Raw genomic sequence first — 20,843 nt, forward strand, 5'->3', positions numbered from 1 at the left:
AGCGGAGCATATAAAGGGCGAGGGACGGCGTGACGCCACCCTCGCCCTATTGTTAGACGGATCAATATTTCTTGATTATTTTCGACAGACGCGCGCCCGCCAATCCGGCGGTCCGCCGTCTGACGCAGCTTGCCGGCCACGTTCAGGGAACCGCCATGCGCCAGCTTTTTTCGACTCTCGCGTCTCTCATGCTGCTGTGTTCCGCGAGCCAGGCGTTCGCCTGCGCCGGCGATGGTCTCGGCCGCGCCGGATGGAAGCTGGATCACAAGGACTTTTCCAATCGCGACAATTTGCCGTTCCTCAGTCCGGGCAATGACAGCCGCGTCAACGCGCAGTTCCTGATGATGGATGCGCGGCCTTGGCCCGTCGATCCCCGAAAAGACGAGGTGAAGCTCGACATCTACCCCGACTATTTCGTGCTTTTCGCGCGTGACGCTTTTAACGACGCCTTCGCACGAAACTCTTGCGATTATGCAGGCCGGCCCGTCAAAGACGTGACGACGACGCCGAGCGACTTCTTTGATGAAGGCACGCGATGCGTCTCGGCTCAAAGCGGCGAGGACGCCTTCATTCAGGCTGTAAAGGCCGCAAAGGCTCTTAGCGAAGCTGAGCGCGCTGCGCTGATCCATTCACGCAAGCAGATGACGACGGCCTGCCAAGGAAAGGATGCGGCGCCCGGCGCCTCGAAGGCTTATGTCGCGGGCGCCGACGCATCGGCAGCCGCGCGCGAAGTCGCCGCTTATCTTGCCGGCGCGGAGTCGTTTTACGGCGGCGCATTCGACGCTGCGCTCACAGCTTTTCGCAGCCTCGCGGAAGCGCAGAATGTGTGGCTGCGCGAGAGCGCACGCTACATGATCGCCCGCACGCTTCTGAACAAAGCGTCAGTCGGCGCGTTCGCCGAACTGGACGGCGCGCCCGAGCCAAAAGTGTCGGATCGCCAATCGCTGAAAGAGGCGGAATCCGAATTCAAATCCTATCTCATTGACTATCCGCACGGACGCTACGTCGCGTCGGCGCGCGGGCTGTTACGTCGCGTCTATTGGCTCGCTGGCGACCGATCGCAGGCCGCGACTGAATATGCGTGGCAGCTGACGCATGCGCGCGATCCGGACGCCAATCTGCGCAGTTCGGATCTCGCCGCTGAAATCGACTCGAAACTCGGTCTCGACTCAAAAGACGTCCATGACGCAAATCTTCTCGCGATCGGCGATTTGACGAGGATGCGGCCTGCCGATGCGTCGCGGAAGAAGTTCTCGGCGGCCGATCTCGACGCGCAGGCGCGAGACTTCGCGGGCCATGACGCGCTGTTCGCCTTTCTGAAGGCGGCGCGCGCCTATTATGTCGACGGCGACCATGCGACGGCATTGAAGCTGTTGGGCGATCAGACGCCCGGGCCTTTGTCGCCGCCCTATCTGGGTTTCAGCCGCGAAGTTCTTCGCGGTCAGGCGCTGATGGCGTCGGGGCAGTATGCGGCGGCGATCGACCACTGGACGCGGCTGCTGCCGCTCGCCACGCAGCCCTGGCAGAAAGAAGCGGTCGAACTCGGCCTCGCGCTGAGCTGGGAACGCTCCGGAGAGGTCAACAAAGTCTTCTTGAAGGACACGCAACTGTCGTCGCCGCGGATTCGTGCGATGCTGCTGCGATATGTTGCAGGTCCGATCCTGCTGCGGATGGCGGTTGCGGATCCGGCCTCGGCTGAAGAGCGCAAGCTTGCGCGCTTCATGCTTCTCCTCAAAGAGGCGACGCACGGCCAGTATGCGGGCTTCCTTCGGGATTATTCTGCGGAGGGACTGGCGAAGGACGACGCCGACACCGCACGGCCCGGGCAATATCCCAATTACCAGTCCAGCGTCTTGCTGTGGAGCGGCGGCGCCGACAAGGGCTACGCTTGTCCGGACCTCAAGTCGATTGTCGGCGAACTCGCCGCCAATCCTCGGGACCCGCACGCCATGTTGTGCTTCGGCGACTTCATCCGCGTGAACAGTCTCGACGGCTTCGAGGCGTCCCGGCCGGCGCCCGACGAACTTGGCGGCGGCAAATCCATATTTCCCGGCGAACCCTATGCGCGTGGCGAGGTCTATAAGAAGCTCATCGGCTTGCCGGCGACGCCTGCGCGCGACCGGGCTTATGCGCTCTACCGCGCGATCAATTGTTACGCGCCGGCGAACAACAACACTTGCGGCGGCAAGGACGTCGAGAAAGCGCAGCGCAAAGCCTGGTATGACCAGCTCAAGGCGCAATATGGCGCGACAACATGGGCGAAAAGCCTGAGATTTTACTGGTGACGATGTCGCGGCGTGTTGCCGCCGCCGGTCTTCTCGCTGTTGGCCTAGTTTGGACAGCGGCGGCCGATACGATTGTGCGCGCGGCGGATTACGACGCCTATTGGCTATGGGCAGGCGTGCGCGCGCGTCCTGAACTGGCTTCCGCCAAGACCATCTATCTGCTTCAGGCCGAAATCGGACCCGACGATTCAGGTGAGATTCGTCTAAAGGCGCAGGGCGCCACCGAGCCGAGCCCTCATCCGCAAGCATTATGGCTGGTCTATCGCGTGCGCAGCATCGACTGGACGCCCGCGATTTTTGCGGCGGTCAAGCGTCGTCTTGCCGAGTGGCGCGCGAAGTCGGACAAGGTCATCGGCGTTCAGATCGACTTTGACGCCGCAACGCGTGGCCTGACCACATACGCGGCCTTCCTTGCAGAGTTACGTCAGACATTGCCGGCGGATAGCGCGCTCGGCATTAGCGGACTTATGGATTGGGCCTCCCAGGCCACGCCGGAAGACATTGACAGACTTGGTCGCAGCGTCGACGAGGTCGTGTTTCAGACCTATCGCGGCCGCGCCACGGTTGACCATATCGACGATTACCTGGCGCGCGTTGGACGTGTCCATACGCCTTTCCGGCTCGGCCTCGCCGAGGGCGCCGTCTGGTCGCCGCCGGAAACACTGTCGGGTCACCCTTATTTTCGCGGCTATGTCGTGTTTTTGCGTAATCCGCCGCGATAAGCGAGCCGCGGCGCGCGACTCCGCGCCCGGTTGACGGGCGCTTGAGATGCTGAAAAGACAGCGCCGACGGTTGTCGCAGCTCCACGGCGCTAACCGACGGATTGCCAAAAGAACAAGGTAAATGCGCGATGTCCGACGATTTCCGCACCCTCCTTCGCGCCATGTTTGACGCCGCCGTCGGCGCTGCGTCGCCAACGGTCTGCCTGCCGCCCTATCTCGCGAAGATCGCGCCGCCGAAGGGTCGCACGATCGTCGTCGGCGCGGGCAAGGCGGCCGCCTCCATGGCGGCGGCGGTGGAGGCGCATTGGCAAGGCCCGCTCGAAGGGCTCGTCGTTACGCGCTACGAGCATGGCGCGGAGACAAAACACATCGAAGTGATTGAGGCCTCGCATCCGGTCCCTGATGCGGCGGGACGCGAGGCGGCGAAGCGCATTTTGCAGAAAGTGCAGGGGCTTTCCGAGGACGATCTCGTTCTCGCGCTGATTTCCGGCGGCGGCTCGGCGCTGATGGCGCTGCCGGCCGAGGGCGTTACGCTTGAGGAAAAGCAGGCGGTGAACAAGGCGTTGTTGAAGAGCGGCGCGAACATCTCGGAGATGAATTGCGTGCGCAAGCATCTCTCCGCCATCAAGGGCGGGCGTCTCGCGCGCGCGGCCGCGCCCGCGCGCGTCGTGGCGCTGATGATTTCCGATGTGCCGAATGACGATCTTTCGGTGATCGCCTCCGGCCCCACGGTCCCCGATCCGACGACGCGCGAAGATGCGCTCGCCGTCATCGCCAAATATAAGATCGACGCGCCGGCGGCGGTGCTCGCGCATCTGCAAGAGCCCGGATGCGAAACGCCCAAGCCCGGCGACGCCATCTTTGAGAAAGTGCAGAACATCCTCATCGCTACGCCGCAAGGCTCGCTCGACGCGGCTGCGGCTGTAGCGAAGTCGGCGGGGTTCACGCCCTGCATCCTGGGCGATCTTGAGGGCGAGTCGCGCGATGTGGCGCTCGTGCACGCCGGCATCGCAAAGCAGATCGCCCTCCATGGCCAGCCTTTCGCGCCGCCCGTCGCCATTATCTCTGGCGGCGAGACGACCGTCACCGTGCGCGGCAAGGGACGGGGCGGACGTGACGCGGAGTTCTTGCTCGGATTGACGCTCGCGCTCGAAGGCTTCGGCGGCATATCGGCGATCGCTTGCGACACCGACGGCATCGACGGCAGCGAGGACAACGCCGGCGCGATCATGACGGCGGATTCCTTCGAGCGCGCGAAAAAGGCGGGCGTCGATCTGAAGGCGCATTTCGCCAACAATGACGCCTACACAGCGTTCGAGAAGCTCGGCGACCTCGTCGTGACCAAGCCGACGCGCACGAACGTCAATGACTTCCGCGCGATCCTGGTGCCGAAGCGGGTGTAATCGTCCTGGGCAAAGCGCTTGGACCCTCGCGCGTGGCTTGTTAAACTGACCTAAAGAGCGCCGACAAGCTTGGCTTGCAGCGCATCCTCTCCACTTTGGAAGCCCATGAACAAGCCTTTAAGCCCGCAACCCTTCGATCCGCGCGGCGCGGCGGCGATGTTTGAACGCTATCGCCGTGACGATTCGCCAAAGCCCAAGCAGTGGAACGACACGCTCGATCTCATTCTGGCGCATCGTTCGCATCGCAATTTCCTGACCGAGCCGCTGCCCGAGGGCGCGCTGGAGATCATCGTCGCGGCCGCGCAGTCGGCGTCGACATCGTCGAATCTGCAAGTCTGGAGCGTCGTCGCGGTGCAGGACGAGGCGCGCAAGACCCGTCTCGCCGATCTTGCCGGCGGCCAGAAACACGTCCATCACGCCCCGCTGTTTCTCGTCTGGCTCTGCGATCTCGCGCGTCTCGAGAATATCGGGCGCGAGAGGGGGCGTGATGCCGCCGGATTGTCTTACTTCGAGATATTTCTGACCGGCGCGGTCGACGCCGCGCTCGCCGCGCAGAACGCGGTCAGCGCGCTTGAATCGATCGGCCTCGGCTGCTGCTATATCGGCGCGATGCGCAATAAGCCCGAAGAAGTCGCCAAGGAATTGAATTTGCCGCCGAACGTCTTCGCCGTCTTCGGCATGGTTGTCGGCGTTCCCGATCCGGCCGCCAACGCCGCCGTTAAACCTCGCCTGGGTCAGGCGGCGGTGCTTCATCACGAACAGTATGAATGGGGCGAGGCGCAGCGCGAGGCGATCGAAACGCTCGATGAAAAGTTCAAGGAGTTCCAGAAGGAGCAGGGCCTGCCGGATCAGGGGTGGATTCGTCAGGCGCTGTCGCGCGTGCGCGGTCCGGAGGCGTTGAGCGGTCGCGACCGCATTCGCGAAGCCCTCAACGCATTGGGCTTCGCTCTTAAGTGAATCGACGAGAAAAAGGCTGGCTTATGAACGCCGATGTAAAGAGCGCATACTCAGGCGAGATTTTCGATCTCTGGGACACCTATGAGAAAGTCGTCGTCAAGGATTTCATGTTTCACGCGGCGCTCGGCGAAGAAGTCGAGCGCGCCTTGCGCGAGCGCTTCGAAGGGCGAGCCTTCTCTCTGCTCGATCTCGGTTGTGGCGATGCACATGTCTTCGCGCCGATACTGCGCCGTATCCCGCCGTCGAACTACAAGGGGATCGATCTTTCGGAAACCGCGCTCGCGCTCGCAGCCGAAAATCTGAAATCTCTGCCATGCCCCGTGCAGCTCGCGCACAGCGACATGCTGTCGGCTCTGTCCGGCGGCGTCTCCTATGATGTCCTCCACAGCAGTTTCGTTCTGCATCACCTGTCGACCGAGGACAAAGCGGAATTCTTCCGCCGCGCGTCGCGGGCGCTCGCGCCCGGCGGCCTGCTGTTGCTGGTCGACACGATGCGCGAGGAAGATGAAACGCGCGATGACTATCTGAGGCATTATTTCGCCTGGATCGAGAAGGATTGGACCGGCCTTTCGCGAGCTGAGAAGGACGCGATTTTCGATCATGTCTCGACAAGCGACTACCCCGAGCCATTATCGCTTCTAGAGCGACAGGCGCGCGCTGCGGGTCTCACGCGCTTGCCGGGCGATGTTCCGCATCGCTGGCACCATCTCATGCGCTTTGAGCGGGCCTAGCCGATGTCGGAAGCGGCGGTCGCAGCCGCTCCAAAGCCGGGCGCGGCGCGCGAGGCTCTCGACGCCGACCGCGTCGTCGCGAAAGTGGCGCGGCGACTGGTCCCTTTTCTCGTCACGGCTTTTATCGTCGCCTATCTTGACCGCGTGAACATCGGCTTCGCCGCCCTCACGATGAATGGCGAACTCGGCTTCACGCCGGAATTCTTCGGCTGGGGCGCCGGCATCTTTTTTGTCGGCTATTGCCTGTTCGAAGCGCCGAGCAATTACATCATGCATCGCGTCGGCGCGCGCATCTGGATCGCGCGCATCATGGTCAGCTGGGGCCTCGTATCGGCGCTCACCGCCTTCATCTGGAACGAGGCGAGCTTCGTTGTTCTGCGTCTGCTGCTCGGCGTGATGGAAGCTGGTTTCGCGCCGGGCGTCATTCTCTATCTCACCTATTGGATCCCCGCCGCCCAGCGCGCGCGCGTTCTCGCCAGCTTCCTGATCGCGGTTCCTCTCGCCAGCGCGATCGGATCGCCGATCTCGGGATTCATCCTCGCCTCGCTGAACGGCGTCGGCGGGATCAGCGGCTGGCGCTGGCTGTTCCTGATGGAGGCGCTGCCTTCGATCATTCTCGGGGTTGTCTGTTTTTTCTATCTGCCTGACGGACCTCAGTCGGCGAAATGGCTCACGTCCGGCGAGAAGGCGTCGTTGCGCGCCGTGCTCGAGCGCGAGGCCGGGCGAGATCATGGCGACCATTGGCGCGCGCTCAAGGACGTGCGCATTCTGATTCTCGGCGTCGCCTATTTCGGGATCGTCATTGCGCTCTACGGCTTGAGCTTCTGGCTCCCGCAAATCATCAAAGCTTTCGGATTCGGCGTCATCGCCACGAGTTTGCTGGCGTCAATTCCCTATATGTGCGCCGCGCTGGCGATGTGGGCCTGGAGCCGCAGCTCCGACCGGCGCCGTGAGACCGTCGGCCACACGGCGCTCGCCGGCGTCGTCGGGGCAATCGGACTGGCCTGCGCCGCCTACGCGCCGACGCCGTTGCTGTCGATGATCGCGCTGTCCGTCGCCGCTGTCGGCGCGATCGCGGCGCTGCCGACGTTCTGGAGCTTCACGACGCTGGCGCTCGGAACGGGCGACGCCGTGGTCGGCGTCGCGGTGATCAACTCGATCGGCAATATCTCGGGTTTTGCCGGGCCTTACCTCGTCGGTCTCGTCAAAGGCGCGACGGGCGAATTTTCTGACGCGCTGCTCGCGCTCGCCCTGGGACCGCTGATCGCGGCTTTGCTGATTCTCCGCATCGGCAGGGTCAGCCTTCGATTTCTTCGCGCTTGATCAAGAGTTCCGGCCATTTCTCGGCTCCGAGAGGCTTTCGCCGCTGCGAAAGCCTCTCTCATTGCGGCTGATTGGGCGTTTGCCAAAGCGGCATTAAGGCGCGAAGCCTCAGAGGCTCCCCAGAAGCTTCGTCATGACCTCGCCCGCCTTGCCGGGCAGCTTCGCCTGCTTGGCGGCGTCGAGATTGGTCGGCTCTCCGACGATGACGACGCCGACCATTCCCAGCGTGTAATGCGGATCGCAACGGAAGCCATAGACGCCAGGCGTCGACAGCGTGATCGTCAATTCCTCATTGATCTTGCCGCGGAATGGCTCGGCGCCCGAAGGGAGCAACTCCTTTATCGTGACGGCGTTATGCCCCTTATCGGCCGCGACGAATTTAATTGTGTCGCCCGGTTTGATCCGCACGACCTCCGGCTCGAACACCATATAACGGTCCGCGCCCTTGTTGAGCATTTTGATCTCGACGGTTTCGCCCGCCATTGAAGGGCGTGACCATCCGATGAGGATCGCAAGAGCCAAAGCGGTCGCGCCGAAAGGGCGGCCAAGAGTGAGATATGCGCGTGTCACGAAGCTTTCTCCCTGGAACTATTATTAGTTGACGCGCCAATGCAAGTTTCCCTGCAGCGGCGCTTCTCTTGGAAGAGAGCCAGACATCTAGCTATGCTAATTTCGATCATCAATAACGAGCGGCAAAACTTCGCGTGGAAGACTTCCATTGTGCCGACTGCTGTAGAGTGGAAGTCTTCTAGTTTGACCGTTCTTCCTCGCGCTTGATTTCGAGCGCAAGCCACTCATCTTCGGCCTCAGCGATGTCAGCTTGAAGCGCGGCGAACGCTTCGCTCGCCTTTGCGAATTTGGCCGGATCGCGCGCATAGAGCTCTGGGTCGTCGAGCAATCGCTGCAATTTCGCGCATTTTTCCCGCAATCCGTCGATCTTGCCGGGCAGGGTCGCGAGCGCATGCTGCTCCTTGAAGGAGAGCTTCTGCCGTATCGCCGCCCTCTCGCGCGGCGCTGGCTTTTCTTTCGTCTCCCGCGCTGAGGCGATCGCGCCCCGCGTCTCCACGCCCTTGCCGCGTTGGGCGACCATGTCGCTATAGCCGCCGGCATATTCAATCCAGCGGCCGTCGGCGTCGCTCATCAAAACGCTGGTCGCGACGCGATCGAGAAAATCGCGATCATGGCTGACGACGATGAGCGTGCCGGGATAATCCGCGAGCATTTCCTCTAAGAGATCGAGCGTTTCGAGATCGAGGTCATTGGTTGGTTCGTCGAGCGCGAGGAGATTCGACGGCTTCGCCAGCGCCCGCGCAAGCATTAAGCGTCCGCGCTCGCCGCCCGAAAGCCTGCCGATGGGCGTGCGCGCCTGTTCCGGCTTGAACAGGAAATCCTTCATGTAGCCGATGACGTGACGCCGCTCGCCATTGATCTCGATCGTGTCGGAGCCGCCGCCGGTCAGCGCGTCCTGCAAGGTGGTTCCCGGATCGAGACTCGCGCGGCTTTGCTCGAGAGTCGCCATTTCGAGATTGGCGCCTAACCGCACCTTGCCGCTGTCGGGCGCGAGCGCGCCGGTCAGCAAATTGACGAGCGTCGTCTTGCCGGCGCCGTTCGCGCCGATGATTCCGATGCGATCGCCCCGCAGAATGCGCGTCGTGAAATTCTCGACGATGACGCGTTCGCCGTAGGACTTGCCGATCTTGATCGCCTCGATGACCAGCTTGCCGGATAGCTGCGCTTCGCTGGCTTCAAGTTTCACGTCGCCGGTCGGCATGACGCGATCGCGGCGCTCCGCGCGCAGATGATGCAGCCCCCCGAGTCGTTTCATATTGCGCTTGCGCCGCCCCGATACGCCGTGGCGCAGCCAGTGTTCTTCGGCGACGATCTTGCGCTCCAACTTGTGCTGCTGCTTTTCCTCTTCCTCCAATTCGCGGTCGCGCCAAGCCTCGAACTCCTTGAAGCCGCGCGCCAGGTGGCGCGTGCGGCCGCGATCAATCCAAAGCGTTTCCCCGGTCAGATCCTGAAGAAAGCGGCGATCATGGCTGATGAGCACGAGCGCCGAGCGCAACGCCGCGAGCCTTTCTTCGAGCCACAGGATCGTCGGCAGATCGAGGTGGTTCGTCGGCTCGTCGAGCAGCAAAATGTCGGGCTCAGGCGCGAGAACGCGGGCGAGCGCCGCCCGCCGCGCTTCGCCGCCCGAGAGGCGCGCGGGGTTTTCGTCCCCCTCGAGCCCCAGATCGTTGAGCAACGTCCTGGCGACGTGAGGATCGTCGAGCGGCCCGAGGCCAGCTTCGACATAAGCGAGAGCCGTGGCGAAGCCGGAAAAATCCGGCTCCTGCGGCAGATAGCGCAGCGACGCGCCGGGTTGTAGGAAGCGCACGCCGCCGTCCGGCTCGATTTCGCCGGCCGCTATCTTGAGCAGCGTCGATTTGCCCGAGCCGTTGCGGCCGACGACGCACAGCCGGGCGCCTGTCGCGACGGCGAAATCGGCGCCTTCCAGCAGCGGTTTCCCGCCGAGCGTGAGCATGACGCCCTGGAGGGCGAGGAGGGGCGGGGGAGCCATTGGAAGCTTAGCAGCGTCTTATGAACATGAGATAAGCTTCTTCCACGCAGCCGGGTCGGTTGTCACCCCCGAAGCCGTCGATAGTCCTGGAGCGAGAGCGATGCCGCCGACGACCACCGAGCAAATTCATGCGGGACAGGCGATCTACACGCCGAACATGCTCGCGATCTACGATGTGCTGGTGCTCGGCCTGTCAAATCGCTGGATCTGGAAATGTCCGACTCCCCGGCTGCTCGCCCATTACGATCAACACGTCAGCGGCAATCATCTCGATGTCGGCGTCGGCACCGGCTATTTTCTCGATCGCTGCCGTTTTCCAACTCCGACGCCGCGCGTCGCGCTGATGGATTTAAACCGCGGCGCGCTGCAATTCTCGGCGCGGCGCATCGCCCGCTACGAGCCGGAGACCTATGTGCGCAATGTGCTGGAGACGATCGACTTTGACGGCGCCAAATTCGACTCGCTCGGCGTCAATTATCTCCTGCATTGTCTGCCGGGCGACATGGCGACAAAGGCGCGCGCGTTCGATTTCCTGTCGCCTTTGATGTCTCCAGGCGCCGTCGTCTTTGGCTCGACGCTGCTGCAGGGCGGCGTGGCGCGCAGCTTCGCCGCGCAGAGGCTGATGGCGTTCTACAATTCCAAGGGCATATTCTCGAATACGCAGGACGATTTGGAGACGCTGACGCGCGAAATCGAAAAGCGCTTTGACGCCGTCAGCGTTGAAACGGTCGGCTGCGCCGCGCTGTTTTCGGCGACGGTGAAAGGTTCAGGCGCCTAGCCCCAAAGCTTTCCGCACCCGCGCCGAATAGCCATAGAGATCGGGGCGCAGCACGATTCGCCCGCCTTCGTCGACATAGGCGGTGAAATATTCGATGTGGATCGGCAGCGGCTTGGCGAGATTGATGTAGCGCTCCGAGCCGCCGATCAGCCGGCGTACGCGGCTCTCCGACCAGCCGCTGCCGGGGCCGAGCACGGCTTGGGCGAACGCGAAAGGCGCGTCGACGCGCATGCAGCCATGGCTGAAGGCGCGATGCGACGCGGCGAACAGGTTGCGCGACGGCGTATCGTGCAAATAGACCGAGAAATCGTTCGGGAACATGAATTTGATGCGACCAAGCGCGTTGCGCTCGCCAGGCGGCTGGCGCACCACGAGCTTGCCGCCGCGATAGGACACGTTGAAGCCGCTCGCCGCGATGGCGGCGACGTCGCCGTTCGCCTTCGGCAGCATCTCCTTGTTCAGGATCGACGGCGGCACGTTCCAATACGGATTGACGATGATGTACTGCAGCGCGTTGGAGAAGATCGGCGTCGGAGTCGCCTCTTTGCCGACGATGATTCGCGTGCGATGCGTCACCTCGCCGTTGCGCACGACGGCGAGTTCAAAGTCGGGAATATTCACCTCGACCCGCTCTTCGCCAAGGTCGCGCGGCAACCAGCGCCACCGCTCCATATTGGCGATGATTTCGGCTTCGACTCGCGAGGTCGAAGCTTTGGCGAGCCCGGCGGCGCGGCGCCGCTTGGACTTGCTTGCGGGCGGCAAAACATCGCTCTGGGTGACGGTCCCCGTGGCTGCGGCGTAAAGTCCGTCAGAGGCCGGCGCGCTGGCGCGCTGCGTTCTCAGCTCGGTGAGTTTTTCGCGCAGCTGCTGATAGCCATAATGCGTGGGATTATAGGCCTGCAGCGCGTCGCCGGCGATTGCGCCCGCGCCGGCGACTTCGGCCACGACCAGTGCCGGATCGGGGAGGGTCGTTTTCGCCCCGACGAGTCGCGAGATGCGTTCAGGGTCGATCCGGGCGCCGCGCGCCTGCAGCGCATAGGCGGCGATTGCCTCCGACAGGGCGAGTTCGTCCGCCGCCGAGGGCGCCGCCTTTTCAGCGTCCGGCGCGGCATAGGCGCGAAGATCCAGCCCGTCGTCGGCGGCGAGCGCGAGGCGCGCGAGCGCGGCCCGAGCCGAGGCGCGCCATTCTCCATTCTCGATCCAGAAAGGCGTGAGATCTCGGGCGGCGTAAGCAGCGGCCAGCGCCGCGCGCAGCCGACGTCGCTCCGGCCCGAGAGCCGCGTCGCCGGACGTCGCCCAGGCGTCGAGCGCCAAGGCGAGATCGCGCTTCTCCTCGGGCTGAAGGCTCCAGGCGAGGTCGAGCGGGTCCGGCTTGGCAGGCTCGGCGCGCAGCTCGACGTCGAGCAAAACCGCGGCGGGCGCGGCGTCCGCGACGGCGAAGTCCGGATTGCCCAACGGCTCCCGAGTCGGAATGCGCTCCACGTCAAAGAGCGCGACGAGCGGCGGCGGGTTGAAAAGTTCAGCGCGGCGCGGCGGATACTGCGCCGCGACCGCAGGAGCAGCGAACGCCGACACGGCCGCAGCCGCAAGCGCGGCGCGGAGAAGTCGCTCGGCCTTTTCGCCAGCGGTCATAGCTTATCCCTCGCGCAAAACCCCGTCGCGGCGAGATCTGCGGCGCCTTTCCAGTCGAGATATGGGCGGAGCGCCGCCGCGCGGCAATCCTCCCTTGCTTCGCCGGAACAGTAACGCGCGGCGTCAGGCTTGGGAATCGGCGCGAGGCGACGCGCCCCGCTCAGCCCCCGAAAAAGCCGGACTGTGGCGGCGACGCCACATGGCGAGTGAATAGCGGGCCGCGGACGCAGCTTTTATCGTCGCGATTGATCCGCCGTCCCGTCGACCGATCAAGCGGCCTGACGCAAGGGATGATGTTCAATGAGCGCGACCATGTAGCGCGCAATGTCTTCCGCGATGTCCGGATCGCGCTTCAACTCGGTCAACGCCCGTGGCGACGGAACCTCGTCGCCGTGTTCTTTCGCGACATCGATCCACAGCGCGAGCGCCTCGGCGGCGTTGGTCATCGCCTCATCCAATGAGTCGCCGGCGGAGATGCAGCCGGGCAAGTCCGGAAACCAGACGCCGACCGCCTTCCCTTCTTCCTCTTCGACAATGGCGACGTAATGCGTCATTCGCGTCAGTCCTTCGGCCACCCCGCAGCCTTGCAGATTTTCCAGACCAAGCCAGGGCCAAGGTCTTTTTTCGGATGGGGCAAGGGGATTATGGCGCCTGTCTTGGGATTGCGAAAGACATGGTGCGATCCGGTTGCGCGCTCAAGCACCCAGCCGTCCCTTTCAAGGCGGCGTTTTATGTCGCGGCTGTTGGTGAGCATTGGCGTTTCCTCGTCTCTTCAAGATGCGAGGATTTTACTGCCGCCTTTTGCGCGTCAATTGAGCGGCCGGTTTTTCCAGAACTTGGAGAACTCAGCAAGGAGGCCAAATATAATTATGTTTCTGATTTATCAAGCGCGCTTTTGGTCTTGAGTAAAACAATCACAGTTGACAATGCAATATTGCACTTCTGTTTCCCGCTAAACGGAGCTGCGAGGACCGCTGGGTTTCCTCGGACGCTTATCGCACATACTCAAATATCAAGGTAACGTCCGTCGATCCAACGACGTTACACCAGTCATCGCGAGCAGGACGCCTGCCTACCAAATTAAAGCTGAGTCCATCAGGATTTAATATCCCGCTGACGGGATATTTAAGCACCGCACATCCAGGAGCATATGCCATTACGCTTCCTGTAAAACGTGCGCCATTCAAATCGCCATCAAAAATCAGGCTCCCACTTGAAATGCCCAGGGAATCAAGAGATTCTCTGGGTGTTTCGTAAAAGACGCGCCGTCGTTTGCCGTTGGCAGTCATATACATTCCTGAGCCGTTAAAAGTCCATCTGCTCATCTTCAGTTCAGCTGGACTTCCGGATGAACGTGAGATTGTGTTGGGAGGAGTAACAGGCGTGATCGGAGGATTAATTTGCGGCCCATCCGATCTAACTGAAGGAACGTCATCTCCACTATAGGCTTTGACACCCGATATCTCCATTTCTTTCAAAATTCTGCGAGCGCACGCTCTCCAATTATTATCGTATGTGGTTGATCTCCAATTTCCGTACGCATCAAACTCCTTTATGTCTCGCAGTTCTCCACACCGCGCGCGGTAAAACTCTTCCAAATATGGCACACTCTGCATGAGTTTCAATTCATCTGTATTGAGATAGTACATAGATATCGACTCGGTAACAAAGGTCTTTTCTATAATCGAGGTAGGGACATTACGTTCTACTAAGAACTGACGATACCGATCCATTGCCGATTCGTACAGTTTTTTAGCATCAAGAGGTGAAAGATTCCTATATATTGATGCATTGAAATAAAACCGATGAACTCCTATATAATTGCCGTCGCGTGTTACCCCGCTGGACCATATTAGAAAGCACGCGCTCGCACAGTTTGCATTTTGATCCCCTTGTTGTGAAAGTGCGTTATATTTCAATATTACAGGAGAACCATATTGCGTCTTTGGCCAACACTGAATTTCTCCTTGTGGTGCATTTGCAAATTGATTTGGTCCGACTGTACTGGCTTGAAGGACTTTTATCTGGTTTCCAATATCCATTGCCGCCTCAACATCTCCGCCAGATGTACAAAGAATTACCTGATGGATCGTGTTACCTCTAGCGATCAGCGACTGAGCGACCTTCCTAAACTCCAAACCATCGTTGCGTTCTATTTTTCCAACGAGGTTTATATAACCAAGGTGCTCGCCCGTATCCTCGGCTACCGTGAACTGAGCAGCAATCACGGGCACAGAAAAGATCAGCAGGATCGGCAGCGCGATCCATTCGATCCTTGTGATTTTGCCTAGTTTCAAAATAGCCCTCGGCCAGGTCATTGACAGCAAGCTTGGCTGTTTAAGTAGGGCACGAGAAAGACCCGTCGAGACGCTCCCAAAAATCGATGCGATAGCGCGATATTATCCACACGGCGCATTGCTGAGGTAAGCAAAAGGTATTGTATAATCGCTATGTGCTCGACCGCTCGACGCTTGACAACAATCGGGCTTGTTAGCGCCCTTTTCCTCCGAGCGGTCTTTGGAAATTGCCTGGCGGCGATTATAATTCGCGTTATTCGTTCACAGCGCCACAATTCCATCAAGCGACAGGGTTGGACTTCCGCAATGACGCGCGCGCCGATTTCCGCTTCCGCGACCGCAAGCCCATATGCCGTCTGGAGATTAAGCCAAAAGCGTGGACCATTGCCAAAATAGCGGCCCAGTCGCAAGGCCGTCTCGGGCGAGACGCCGCGCTTGCTGTTTAATATTTCGATGATCCGCCCGGAGTTAAGGCGTAAGGCGAGCGCGAGACGGTTCGCCGACATGTCGCGCGCCGCGAGTTCACGCTTAAGGATTCGGCCGGGATGGACGGCGCGCACGGCGCCGCGTGGTTCAGTGATAGTCGACGATTTCGACGTCATGGGCGTGTCCGCCTTCAGTGTTCGTCACAACTGTAGCGTAGTAAGCTCACCCCGCCTCTACAAAACTCTCCAGCACCATCTTCCTGCCGGCCTTGTCGAAATCGACGGTGAGCTTGGCGCCATCGACCGCCGCCACGGAGCCGGGCCCGAACTTCAAGTGAAACACCCGCGCGCCCACTACAAAGCGCGAACCGCCGGTTGAGCGCGCGATCACTTCGCCCTCGATCGTCACGGGCTGCTTGCCGCGTGCGCCGCGCGTATCGCGCGTCGCGCCCCCACGCGCGGAATCGCTGCGCGCCGACTCGGCGCCCGCCTTGGCCCGCTTCCATCCCGGCGTCGAATAGTCGGAGCCGTAGACGTCGAGATTGGCGAAACGCGAGACGCCATAGGAGCCATATTGCGAGCCGCTCGGCGCCTCGACCACCTCGACATTGCCCGTCGGCAGATTGTCGATGAAGCGCGACGGCACAGTCGCCTGCCACAGGCCATGGATGCGCCGGTTGCTGGCGAAATAGATCTTGGCGCGGCGCTTGGCGCGCGTCAGCCCGACATAGGCGAGACGGCGCTCTTCCTCGAGGCCGGCGCGTCCCTGTTCGTCGAGCGTGCGCTGGCTCGGAAACAGCCCTTCCTCCCAGCCGGGAAGATAGACGGTCTCGAACTCAAGGCCCTTGGCGCCGTGCAGCGTCATGATCGACACGCGCTCCTGATCGACGGCGCTGTCGGCCTCCATGACAAGCGACACATGTTCGAGGAAGGACTCGAGGTCGGGAAAGGCCTCCATCGCCCGGACAAGCTCTTTCAAATTGTCGAGCCGCCCGGCGGCCTCGGGCGTCTTGTCCGAACGCCACATCTCGGTGTAGCCGGATTCATCGAGCACCTGCTCGGCAAGCTCGTGCTGCGGCTTTGAATCGATGAGCGTGCGCCAGCGGTCGAAATCGCCGATGAGGCCGCGCAGCGCGCCGCGGGGCTTGGGCTTCAGCTCCTCGCTTTCGACAAGAACGCGCGCCGCCTGCATCAGCGGAATGGCTTCGCGCCGCGCATATTCATGCAGCATCTGCAGCGTGGCGTCGCCGAGGCCGCGTTTGGGCGTATTGACGATGCGCTCGAAGGCGAGATCGTCGGCCGGCTGCGCGACGCAGCGCAGATAGGCGAGCGCGTCGCGAATTTCGAGCCGCTCGTAAAAGCGCGGGCCGCCGATGACGCGATAGGGCAGGCCGATCTCGACGAAGCGCTCTTCGAATTCGCGCATCTGAAACGACGCGCGCACGAGAATGGCGATCTCTTCGAGCGAATGGTTCTTGCGGCTCAGCTGCTCGATGTCCTCGCCGATGCTGCGCGCTTCTTCCTGGCTGTCCCAGACGCCGGTGAGCGTCGGCTTTTCGCCCTCGCCGCCGTCGGTGAACAGCGTTTTGCCGAGCCGGCCTTCATTATGCGAAATGAGATGCGAGGCGGCCGCGAGAATGTGCCCCGTCGAGCGGTAGTTGCGCTCCAGACGGATGACCTTGGCGCCGGGAAAATCCTGTTCGAAACGCAGGATGTTCTCGACCTCGGCGCCGCGCCAGCCATAGACGCTCTGATCGTCGTCGCCGACGCAGCAGAGATTTTGTTTCCCCGGCGCCCGCTGCGAGATCAGCCGCAGCCACAAATATTGCGCGATATTGGTGTCCTGATATTCGTCGACAAGAATATATTTGAAGCGGCGCTGATAGTCGGCGAGCACATCAGGATTGTCGCGAAAGAGCCGCAGACTCTCCATCAGGAGATCGCCGAAGTCGACGGCGTTCAAGACTTTGAGCCGCTCCTGATAGAGCGCGTAAAGCGCCGCGCCTTTGCCGTTGGCGAAGCTCTCGGCGTCGCCGGCGGGAACCTGCGCCGGCGTCAGACCGCGATTCTTCCAGCCGTCGATGCGCATGGCGAGCGCGCGCGCCGGCCAGCGCTTGTCATCGATATTCTCCGCGCGCAGCACCTGCTTCAAGAGGCGGATCTGATCGTCGACATCGAGAATGGTGAAGTTGGGCTTCAGCCCGACGAGTTCGGCGTGTCGGCGCAGGATCTTGGCGCTGATCGCGTGAAAGGTGCCGAGCCATTGCATGGCCTGCGCGCCTTCGCCGACCAGCGCTTCCACGCGCTGGCGCATCTCGCGCGCCGCCTTGTTGGTGAAGGTGACGGCGAGGATTTCATAGGCGCGCGCCTTGCCCAGCGCGAGGATGTGGCCGATGCGCGTCGTCAGCGCCCGCGTCTTGCCGGTGCCGGCGCCGGCGAGCACGAGCACTGGTCCGTCGAGCGTCTCGACGGCGGCGCGCTGCTCGGGGTTGAGCGCGTCGAGATAGCGCGGCCGTCCCGCGCTCGCCGCCACGCGCGCGGCAAGCCCGCCCGTCTGCGGCGCGTAATCGTCGATCTCGGGCGGAGGGCTCTTCATGATTCTGCGATCATATAGGAGAACGGAAGGCGAATCACGCTTGCGGCGCTTTCACCTCCCCCTTGAGGGGGGAGGTCGCTCGCCGCAGGCGAGCGGGAGGGGGTGAGAAACATATGTGTGGCGGCAGTTCACCCCACCCCGGCCTGCTTTGCAGGCCGACCCTCCCCCTCGAGGGGAGGGTGTACTTCCAACGCCCGCTCCAGCACGAACACCCGCAGCGCCGAGGAGAGATTCGCCTCGCCGCGCCCCGCGTCCACCCGCGCGATGAGCGCCGCGAGCGACACGCCCTCCTGCGCGGCGATATCTTTCAGCGCGCGCCAGAAGGCGTCCTCAAGAGAGACGCTGGTGCGGTGGCCGGCGATGACGACGGAATGCTTGACGACTCGGCGCGAACTGGCGTCCTGAGTAGCCTGCGCCTCGCTCACGCCGGATCGTCCGCTTCCCGCTCGCGCCGATGCGCCTCGAGCCTGGCGCTTTCCAGCTGCGCCTGCGCGGCGGTCAATTCACGCTCGGATTTGGAACGCCCGAAAGCCGCGCGCTTCGCTTGCGCGGCGTCGTCCTTGGCGCGGCGGTCGCGTTGTTTGCGCGCGCGCCGCAGATTGACGATTTCGCCCATCAGGGCTTTTTGCGGAAGGCGTCGATCGAGACGATCTTGTCGTCGCCGTCTTCCTTCGCTTCGACCGGCTTAAGTTTTTTTTGCCTGTCGGCGCTCGGCGTCTTGTTCGGCTCTGCTTTGGCGGGCTCGACCTTGGCCGGCTTGAATTCCCTTACCGGCTCCGGCGTTTTCACGACAAGGCTTGGTCCGTCCGAAGGCGCGTCCTCCTCTTCGCCTTCCTCAAGCGCGTCTTCGGCGCTCTCAAAGCGCAGGCCGAATTCGACGGCGGGATCGAAAAAGCCGGTGACCGCCGAGAAGGGCACGTAGAGATGCTCGGCGACCGAGCGGAACGACAGGGTGACGCCGAAACCTTCTTCGTCGACTTCCAGATCCGACCATTGATGCTGCAGGATGATGGTCAGCTCGCTCGGCCATTGTTCGGCGAGGCGGCGCGAGATCGTGACGCCCGGCGCATCGGTGCGGAAGCTGATGGTGAAGTGATGATCGCCGGGCAGATAGCCGCTCTCGGCGACGTCGCCCAGTACTTTGCGCATGACGCCGCGCATGGCGTCCTGAACGAGAAGATCGTAGCGAATAATGTCTTTAGCCATTGCGTCGCGCCAGACTGCCATCCGTATGGTCGACCGGCTACCGCTTCCGACCGCCATGCCTGCCGCGCTTGCATCATGGCGGCGCGGCGCGAGAAAATTGAAGTGGAGGCTTCTGTTGCCAGGCGCCTCCTGACCCCGCCTAGAAGTGCTAACCCCTAGGGCTTAATTCCCAGTTTGGGCGCCGCATTACGCGGCGACGGCCACCGGAGCATAGTTGTCGTTGGCAACTATAAGTTTGACCCGATAACGGCGGTATCATGCCGAGCAAAAAATCACCCTTTACACCCTCGTCAATCCTATTTCGCCCCCGCCAAAACCCGCCGCGCGGACGGGCTTTGGTGGAGGCGCCGGGTACCGCCCCCGGGTCCGAATGGTTTATTACGGTGTTCGTTTATCGCCATAGCCGACGCAAGCGACGGCAGACTGAATATAGGCGCTTGCGGGATTTTGTGAAAGTCCCCACCGTGTGCGTCTTCAGCGCTTTTGTCGAAGGGGGCGTGTGGCGCGAATGAGCCTGGCCTATTGCGCGCCGACGCGCTTCACCGCGCCAAAGCCCTTCGCGTCGAGGGCAAGGTGCAGCCGGTTCTGCAGCCCGGCGTCGTCGCCTTTGACGAGCAGTCCGGCGTTTTCGGCGATCGCCTCACAGAGCGCAGCCACCCAGGGCTCCTCGCTTTTGGCGAAATCGCTGAGCACGTAAGCATGGACCAGCGCCTTATCGCCGGGGTGGCCGATGCCGAGCCGCAGCCGCTTATAGTCGTTGCCGATATGCGCGGTGATCGAGCGCAGCCCATTGTGGCCCGCGACGCCGCCGCCTGTCTTGATCCGGCACTTGGCCGGGGCGAGATCGAGTTCGTCGTGAAGGACGACGACCTCATCGACGCCGATCTTGTGAAAACGCGCGGCTTCGCCGACCGAACGGCCGCTCTCGTTCATATAGGTCTGCGGCTGCAGCAGCATGACCTTTTCGCCGCCGATCGCCCCTTCGCTGACGAGGCCTTGGAAGCGCGCCCGCGCTTGTGGAAAGCCGTGTCGCTTGGCGATCGCTTCGAGCGCCATAAAGCCGATATTGTGCCGGTTCTTGGCGTAGGCGCGTCCGGGATTGCCCAGTCCGACAAGGAGCAGCATGGAATACCCCCACCCCAACCCTCCCCCGCTTCGCGGGAGAGGGAGCAGAACCGGCGCTTCGCCAGCTTCGTGAGAATGCCAATCGTTAGCGTTCCCTCTCCCGCAAGCGAAGCGCGGCGGGGGAGGGACAGGGAGGGGGCTACTTCTTCTTTTCTTCCTTGGCGGGAGCGGCCGCAGGCGCGGCCGCCGCGCTCGGAGCTTCCTCGGCGCCGCCGCCCGCCGGCGGCGTCAGGCTCGCGACGGTGAAATTCTTGTCGGGATTCGTGGGCTTGCAGCCCTCCGGCAGCGGAATCGCCGAAATATGCAGCGAATCGTTGAAGTCCATGCCCGTCAGGTCGGCGGTGATGGCCTCCGGAATATTGTCGGCCGGCACCCACATCTCCACCGTGTGATAGACGATGTTGAGCGCGCCGCCGCGCTTGATGCCAGGCGCCGCCTCCTGGTTGGTGAAATGCACCGGCACTTGCACGCGCAGCCGCGAACCCGGCTTCAGGCGCAGGAAATCCACGTGCATCGGCGTGTCTTTGATGACGTCAAGCTGATAGTCGCGCGGGATGGCGCGCTCCTTCTTGCCGTCGATGTCGAGCTCGAAGATCGTCGTGAGGAAGTGCCCGGCGAAGATCAGTTGAGAGAGGCTCTTCTTCTCGAGCGAGAGCGGCTGCGGCGCTTCGCCGCCGCCATAGAGCACTGCTGGTATACGGCCCTCACGGCGAACGCTGCGGGCGGCCCCCTTGCCTGTCCCGCTGCGCACCGTGGCCGCGAGCTTCTTGGTCTCGGCCATGTCGGTGTCCTTTAAATCAAAA

At 62.3% G+C, this 20,843-nt stretch carries 20 protein-coding genes and 1 other RNA gene; 7 read left to right on the plus strand and 14 right to left on the minus strand.

All coding sequences use genetic code 11. The features are described from left to right. Positions 1 to 71 precede the first annotated feature (71 nt). The 6 genes from ACR65W_RS03190 to ACR65W_RS03215 all read left to right on the plus strand — a co-directional run bounded on the left by ACR65W_RS03190 (position 72) and on the right by ACR65W_RS03215 (position 7,421). On the plus strand, positions 72 to 2,285 hold the full coding sequence (locus ACR65W_RS03190) for a hypothetical protein (RefSeq protein WP_434498484.1): 2,214 nt from the start codon (positions 72 to 74) through the stop codon (positions 2,283 to 2,285). Then, entirely contained in the window at positions 2,255 to 3,007 is a 753-nt protein-coding gene (locus ACR65W_RS03195; RefSeq protein ID WP_434498483.1) for a DUF3142 domain-containing protein, read from the plus strand. Before ACR65W_RS03190 ends, ACR65W_RS03195 begins: the two co-directional genes overlap by 31 nt. Before the next feature lie 128 nt (positions 3,008 to 3,135). Then, positions 3,136 to 4,410 (plus strand): glycerate kinase type-2 family protein, encoded by a 1,275-nt coding sequence (locus ACR65W_RS03200; protein WP_434498482.1) that lies wholly within the window; start codon positions 3,136 to 3,138, stop codon positions 4,408 to 4,410. A 105-nt stretch (positions 4,411 to 4,515) separates the two neighbouring features. Then, the gene (locus tag ACR65W_RS03205) at positions 4,516 to 5,367 is read left to right on the plus strand and encodes an NADPH-dependent oxidoreductase (RefSeq protein WP_434498481.1); all 852 of its coding nucleotides are present in this window, start codon (positions 4,516 to 4,518) and stop codon (positions 5,365 to 5,367) included. 23 nt (positions 5,368 to 5,390) lie between these two features. Continuing rightward, the gene (locus tag ACR65W_RS03210; RefSeq protein WP_434498480.1) at positions 5,391 to 6,098 is read left to right on the plus strand and encodes a class I SAM-dependent methyltransferase; all 708 of its coding nucleotides are present in this window, start codon (positions 5,391 to 5,393) and stop codon (positions 6,096 to 6,098) included. 3 nt (positions 6,099 to 6,101) lie between these two features. Next, positions 6,102 to 7,421 carry an MFS transporter gene (locus ACR65W_RS03215; protein ID WP_434498478.1) on the plus strand — a complete coding sequence of 440 codons (1,320 nt, stop codon included), beginning with the start codon at positions 6,102 to 6,104 and terminating at the stop codon, positions 7,419 to 7,421. 108 nt (positions 7,422 to 7,529) lie between these two features. Here the strand turns inward: ACR65W_RS03215 and ACR65W_RS03220 are convergent, their stop codons facing one another. After that, a complete protein-coding gene (locus tag ACR65W_RS03220; RefSeq protein ID WP_434498477.1) occupies positions 7,530 to 7,991 on the minus strand; it encodes a pseudoazurin in 462 nt (153 codons plus the stop codon). 178 nt (positions 7,992 to 8,169) lie between these two features. Continuing rightward, on the minus strand, positions 8,170 to 9,981 hold the full coding sequence (locus ACR65W_RS03225; protein WP_434498476.1) for an ABC-F family ATP-binding cassette domain-containing protein: 1,812 nt from the start codon (positions 9,979 to 9,981) through the stop codon (positions 8,170 to 8,172). Positions 9,982 to 10,081: 100 nt separating this feature from the next. Between ACR65W_RS03225 and ACR65W_RS03230 the strand changes: the two genes are divergently transcribed. Next, positions 10,082 to 10,759, plus strand: a complete 678-nt coding sequence (locus ACR65W_RS03230; protein WP_434498475.1) for a class I SAM-dependent methyltransferase — start codon at positions 10,082 to 10,084, stop codon at positions 10,757 to 10,759. On the opposite strand, the gene ACR65W_RS03235 is transcribed toward ACR65W_RS03230, so the two are convergent. From ACR65W_RS03235 to ACR65W_RS03290, 12 genes are all read right to left on the minus strand, one after another. Beyond that, a complete protein-coding gene (locus tag ACR65W_RS03235) occupies positions 10,748 to 12,391 on the minus strand; it encodes a L,D-transpeptidase family protein (protein ID WP_434498474.1) in 1,644 nt (547 codons plus the stop codon). The genes ACR65W_RS03230 and ACR65W_RS03235 overlap by 12 nt on opposite strands. A 269-nt stretch (positions 12,392 to 12,660) precedes the next feature. Then, on the minus strand, positions 12,661 to 12,945 hold the full coding sequence (locus tag ACR65W_RS03240; RefSeq protein ID WP_196392739.1) for a type II toxin-antitoxin system HicB family antitoxin: 285 nt from the start codon (positions 12,943 to 12,945) through the stop codon (positions 12,661 to 12,663). A 5-nt stretch (positions 12,946 to 12,950) separates the two neighbouring features. Beyond that, positions 12,951 to 13,145, minus strand: a complete 195-nt coding sequence (locus ACR65W_RS03245) for a type II toxin-antitoxin system HicA family toxin (protein ID WP_434498473.1) — start codon at positions 13,143 to 13,145, stop codon at positions 12,951 to 12,953. Positions 13,146 to 13,383: 238 nt separating this feature from the next. Then, positions 13,384 to 14,688 carry a hypothetical protein gene (locus ACR65W_RS03250; protein ID WP_434498472.1) on the minus strand — a complete coding sequence of 435 codons (1,305 nt, stop codon included), beginning with the start codon at positions 14,686 to 14,688 and terminating at the stop codon, positions 13,384 to 13,386. Positions 14,689 to 14,705: 17 nt separating this feature from the next. Next, positions 14,706 to 15,290, minus strand: coding sequence for a HigA family addiction module antitoxin (locus ACR65W_RS03255; protein ID WP_434498471.1), 585 nt, complete (start codon positions 15,288 to 15,290; stop codon positions 14,706 to 14,708). 46 nt (positions 15,291 to 15,336) lie between these two features. Beyond that, positions 15,337 to 17,709 (minus strand): ATP-dependent helicase, encoded by a 2,373-nt coding sequence (locus ACR65W_RS03260; protein ID WP_434498470.1) that lies wholly within the window; start codon positions 17,707 to 17,709, stop codon positions 15,337 to 15,339. Between the two features lie 128 nt (positions 17,710 to 17,837). Further along, positions 17,838 to 18,134 carry a ribbon-helix-helix domain-containing protein gene (locus tag ACR65W_RS03265; protein WP_434498469.1) on the minus strand — a complete coding sequence of 99 codons (297 nt, stop codon included), beginning with the start codon at positions 18,132 to 18,134 and terminating at the stop codon, positions 17,838 to 17,840. Then, the gene (locus ACR65W_RS03270; RefSeq protein ID WP_434498468.1) at positions 18,131 to 18,325 is read right to left on the minus strand and encodes a DUF4169 family protein; all 195 of its coding nucleotides are present in this window, start codon (positions 18,323 to 18,325) and stop codon (positions 18,131 to 18,133) included. The genes ACR65W_RS03265 and ACR65W_RS03270 overlap by 4 nt, the downstream gene beginning before the upstream one ends. Continuing rightward, complete coding sequence (locus tag ACR65W_RS03275; RefSeq protein ID WP_434498467.1) at positions 18,325 to 18,915, minus strand: SspB family protein; 591 nt, start codon at positions 18,913 to 18,915, stop codon at positions 18,325 to 18,327. The genes ACR65W_RS03270 and ACR65W_RS03275 overlap by 1 nt, the downstream gene beginning before the upstream one ends. A 101-nt stretch (positions 18,916 to 19,016) precedes the next feature. Then, positions 19,017 to 19,374, minus strand: a transfer-messenger RNA (tmRNA) gene (gene ssrA, locus ACR65W_RS03280). A 60-nt stretch (positions 19,375 to 19,434) separates the two neighbouring features. After that, the gene (gene pth, locus ACR65W_RS03285) at positions 19,435 to 20,040 is read right to left on the minus strand and encodes an aminoacyl-tRNA hydrolase (protein ID WP_434498466.1); all 606 of its coding nucleotides are present in this window, start codon (positions 20,038 to 20,040) and stop codon (positions 19,435 to 19,437) included. A 139-nt stretch (positions 20,041 to 20,179) separates the two neighbouring features. Further along, a complete protein-coding gene (locus tag ACR65W_RS03290; RefSeq protein WP_434498465.1) occupies positions 20,180 to 20,821 on the minus strand; it encodes a 50S ribosomal protein L25/general stress protein Ctc in 642 nt (213 codons plus the stop codon). Between the last annotated feature and the right edge of the window lie 22 nt (positions 20,822 to 20,843).

Source organism: Methylocystis sp., assembly GCF_051062815.1.
Lineage (GTDB): Bacteria > Pseudomonadota > Alphaproteobacteria > Rhizobiales > Beijerinckiaceae > Methylocystis.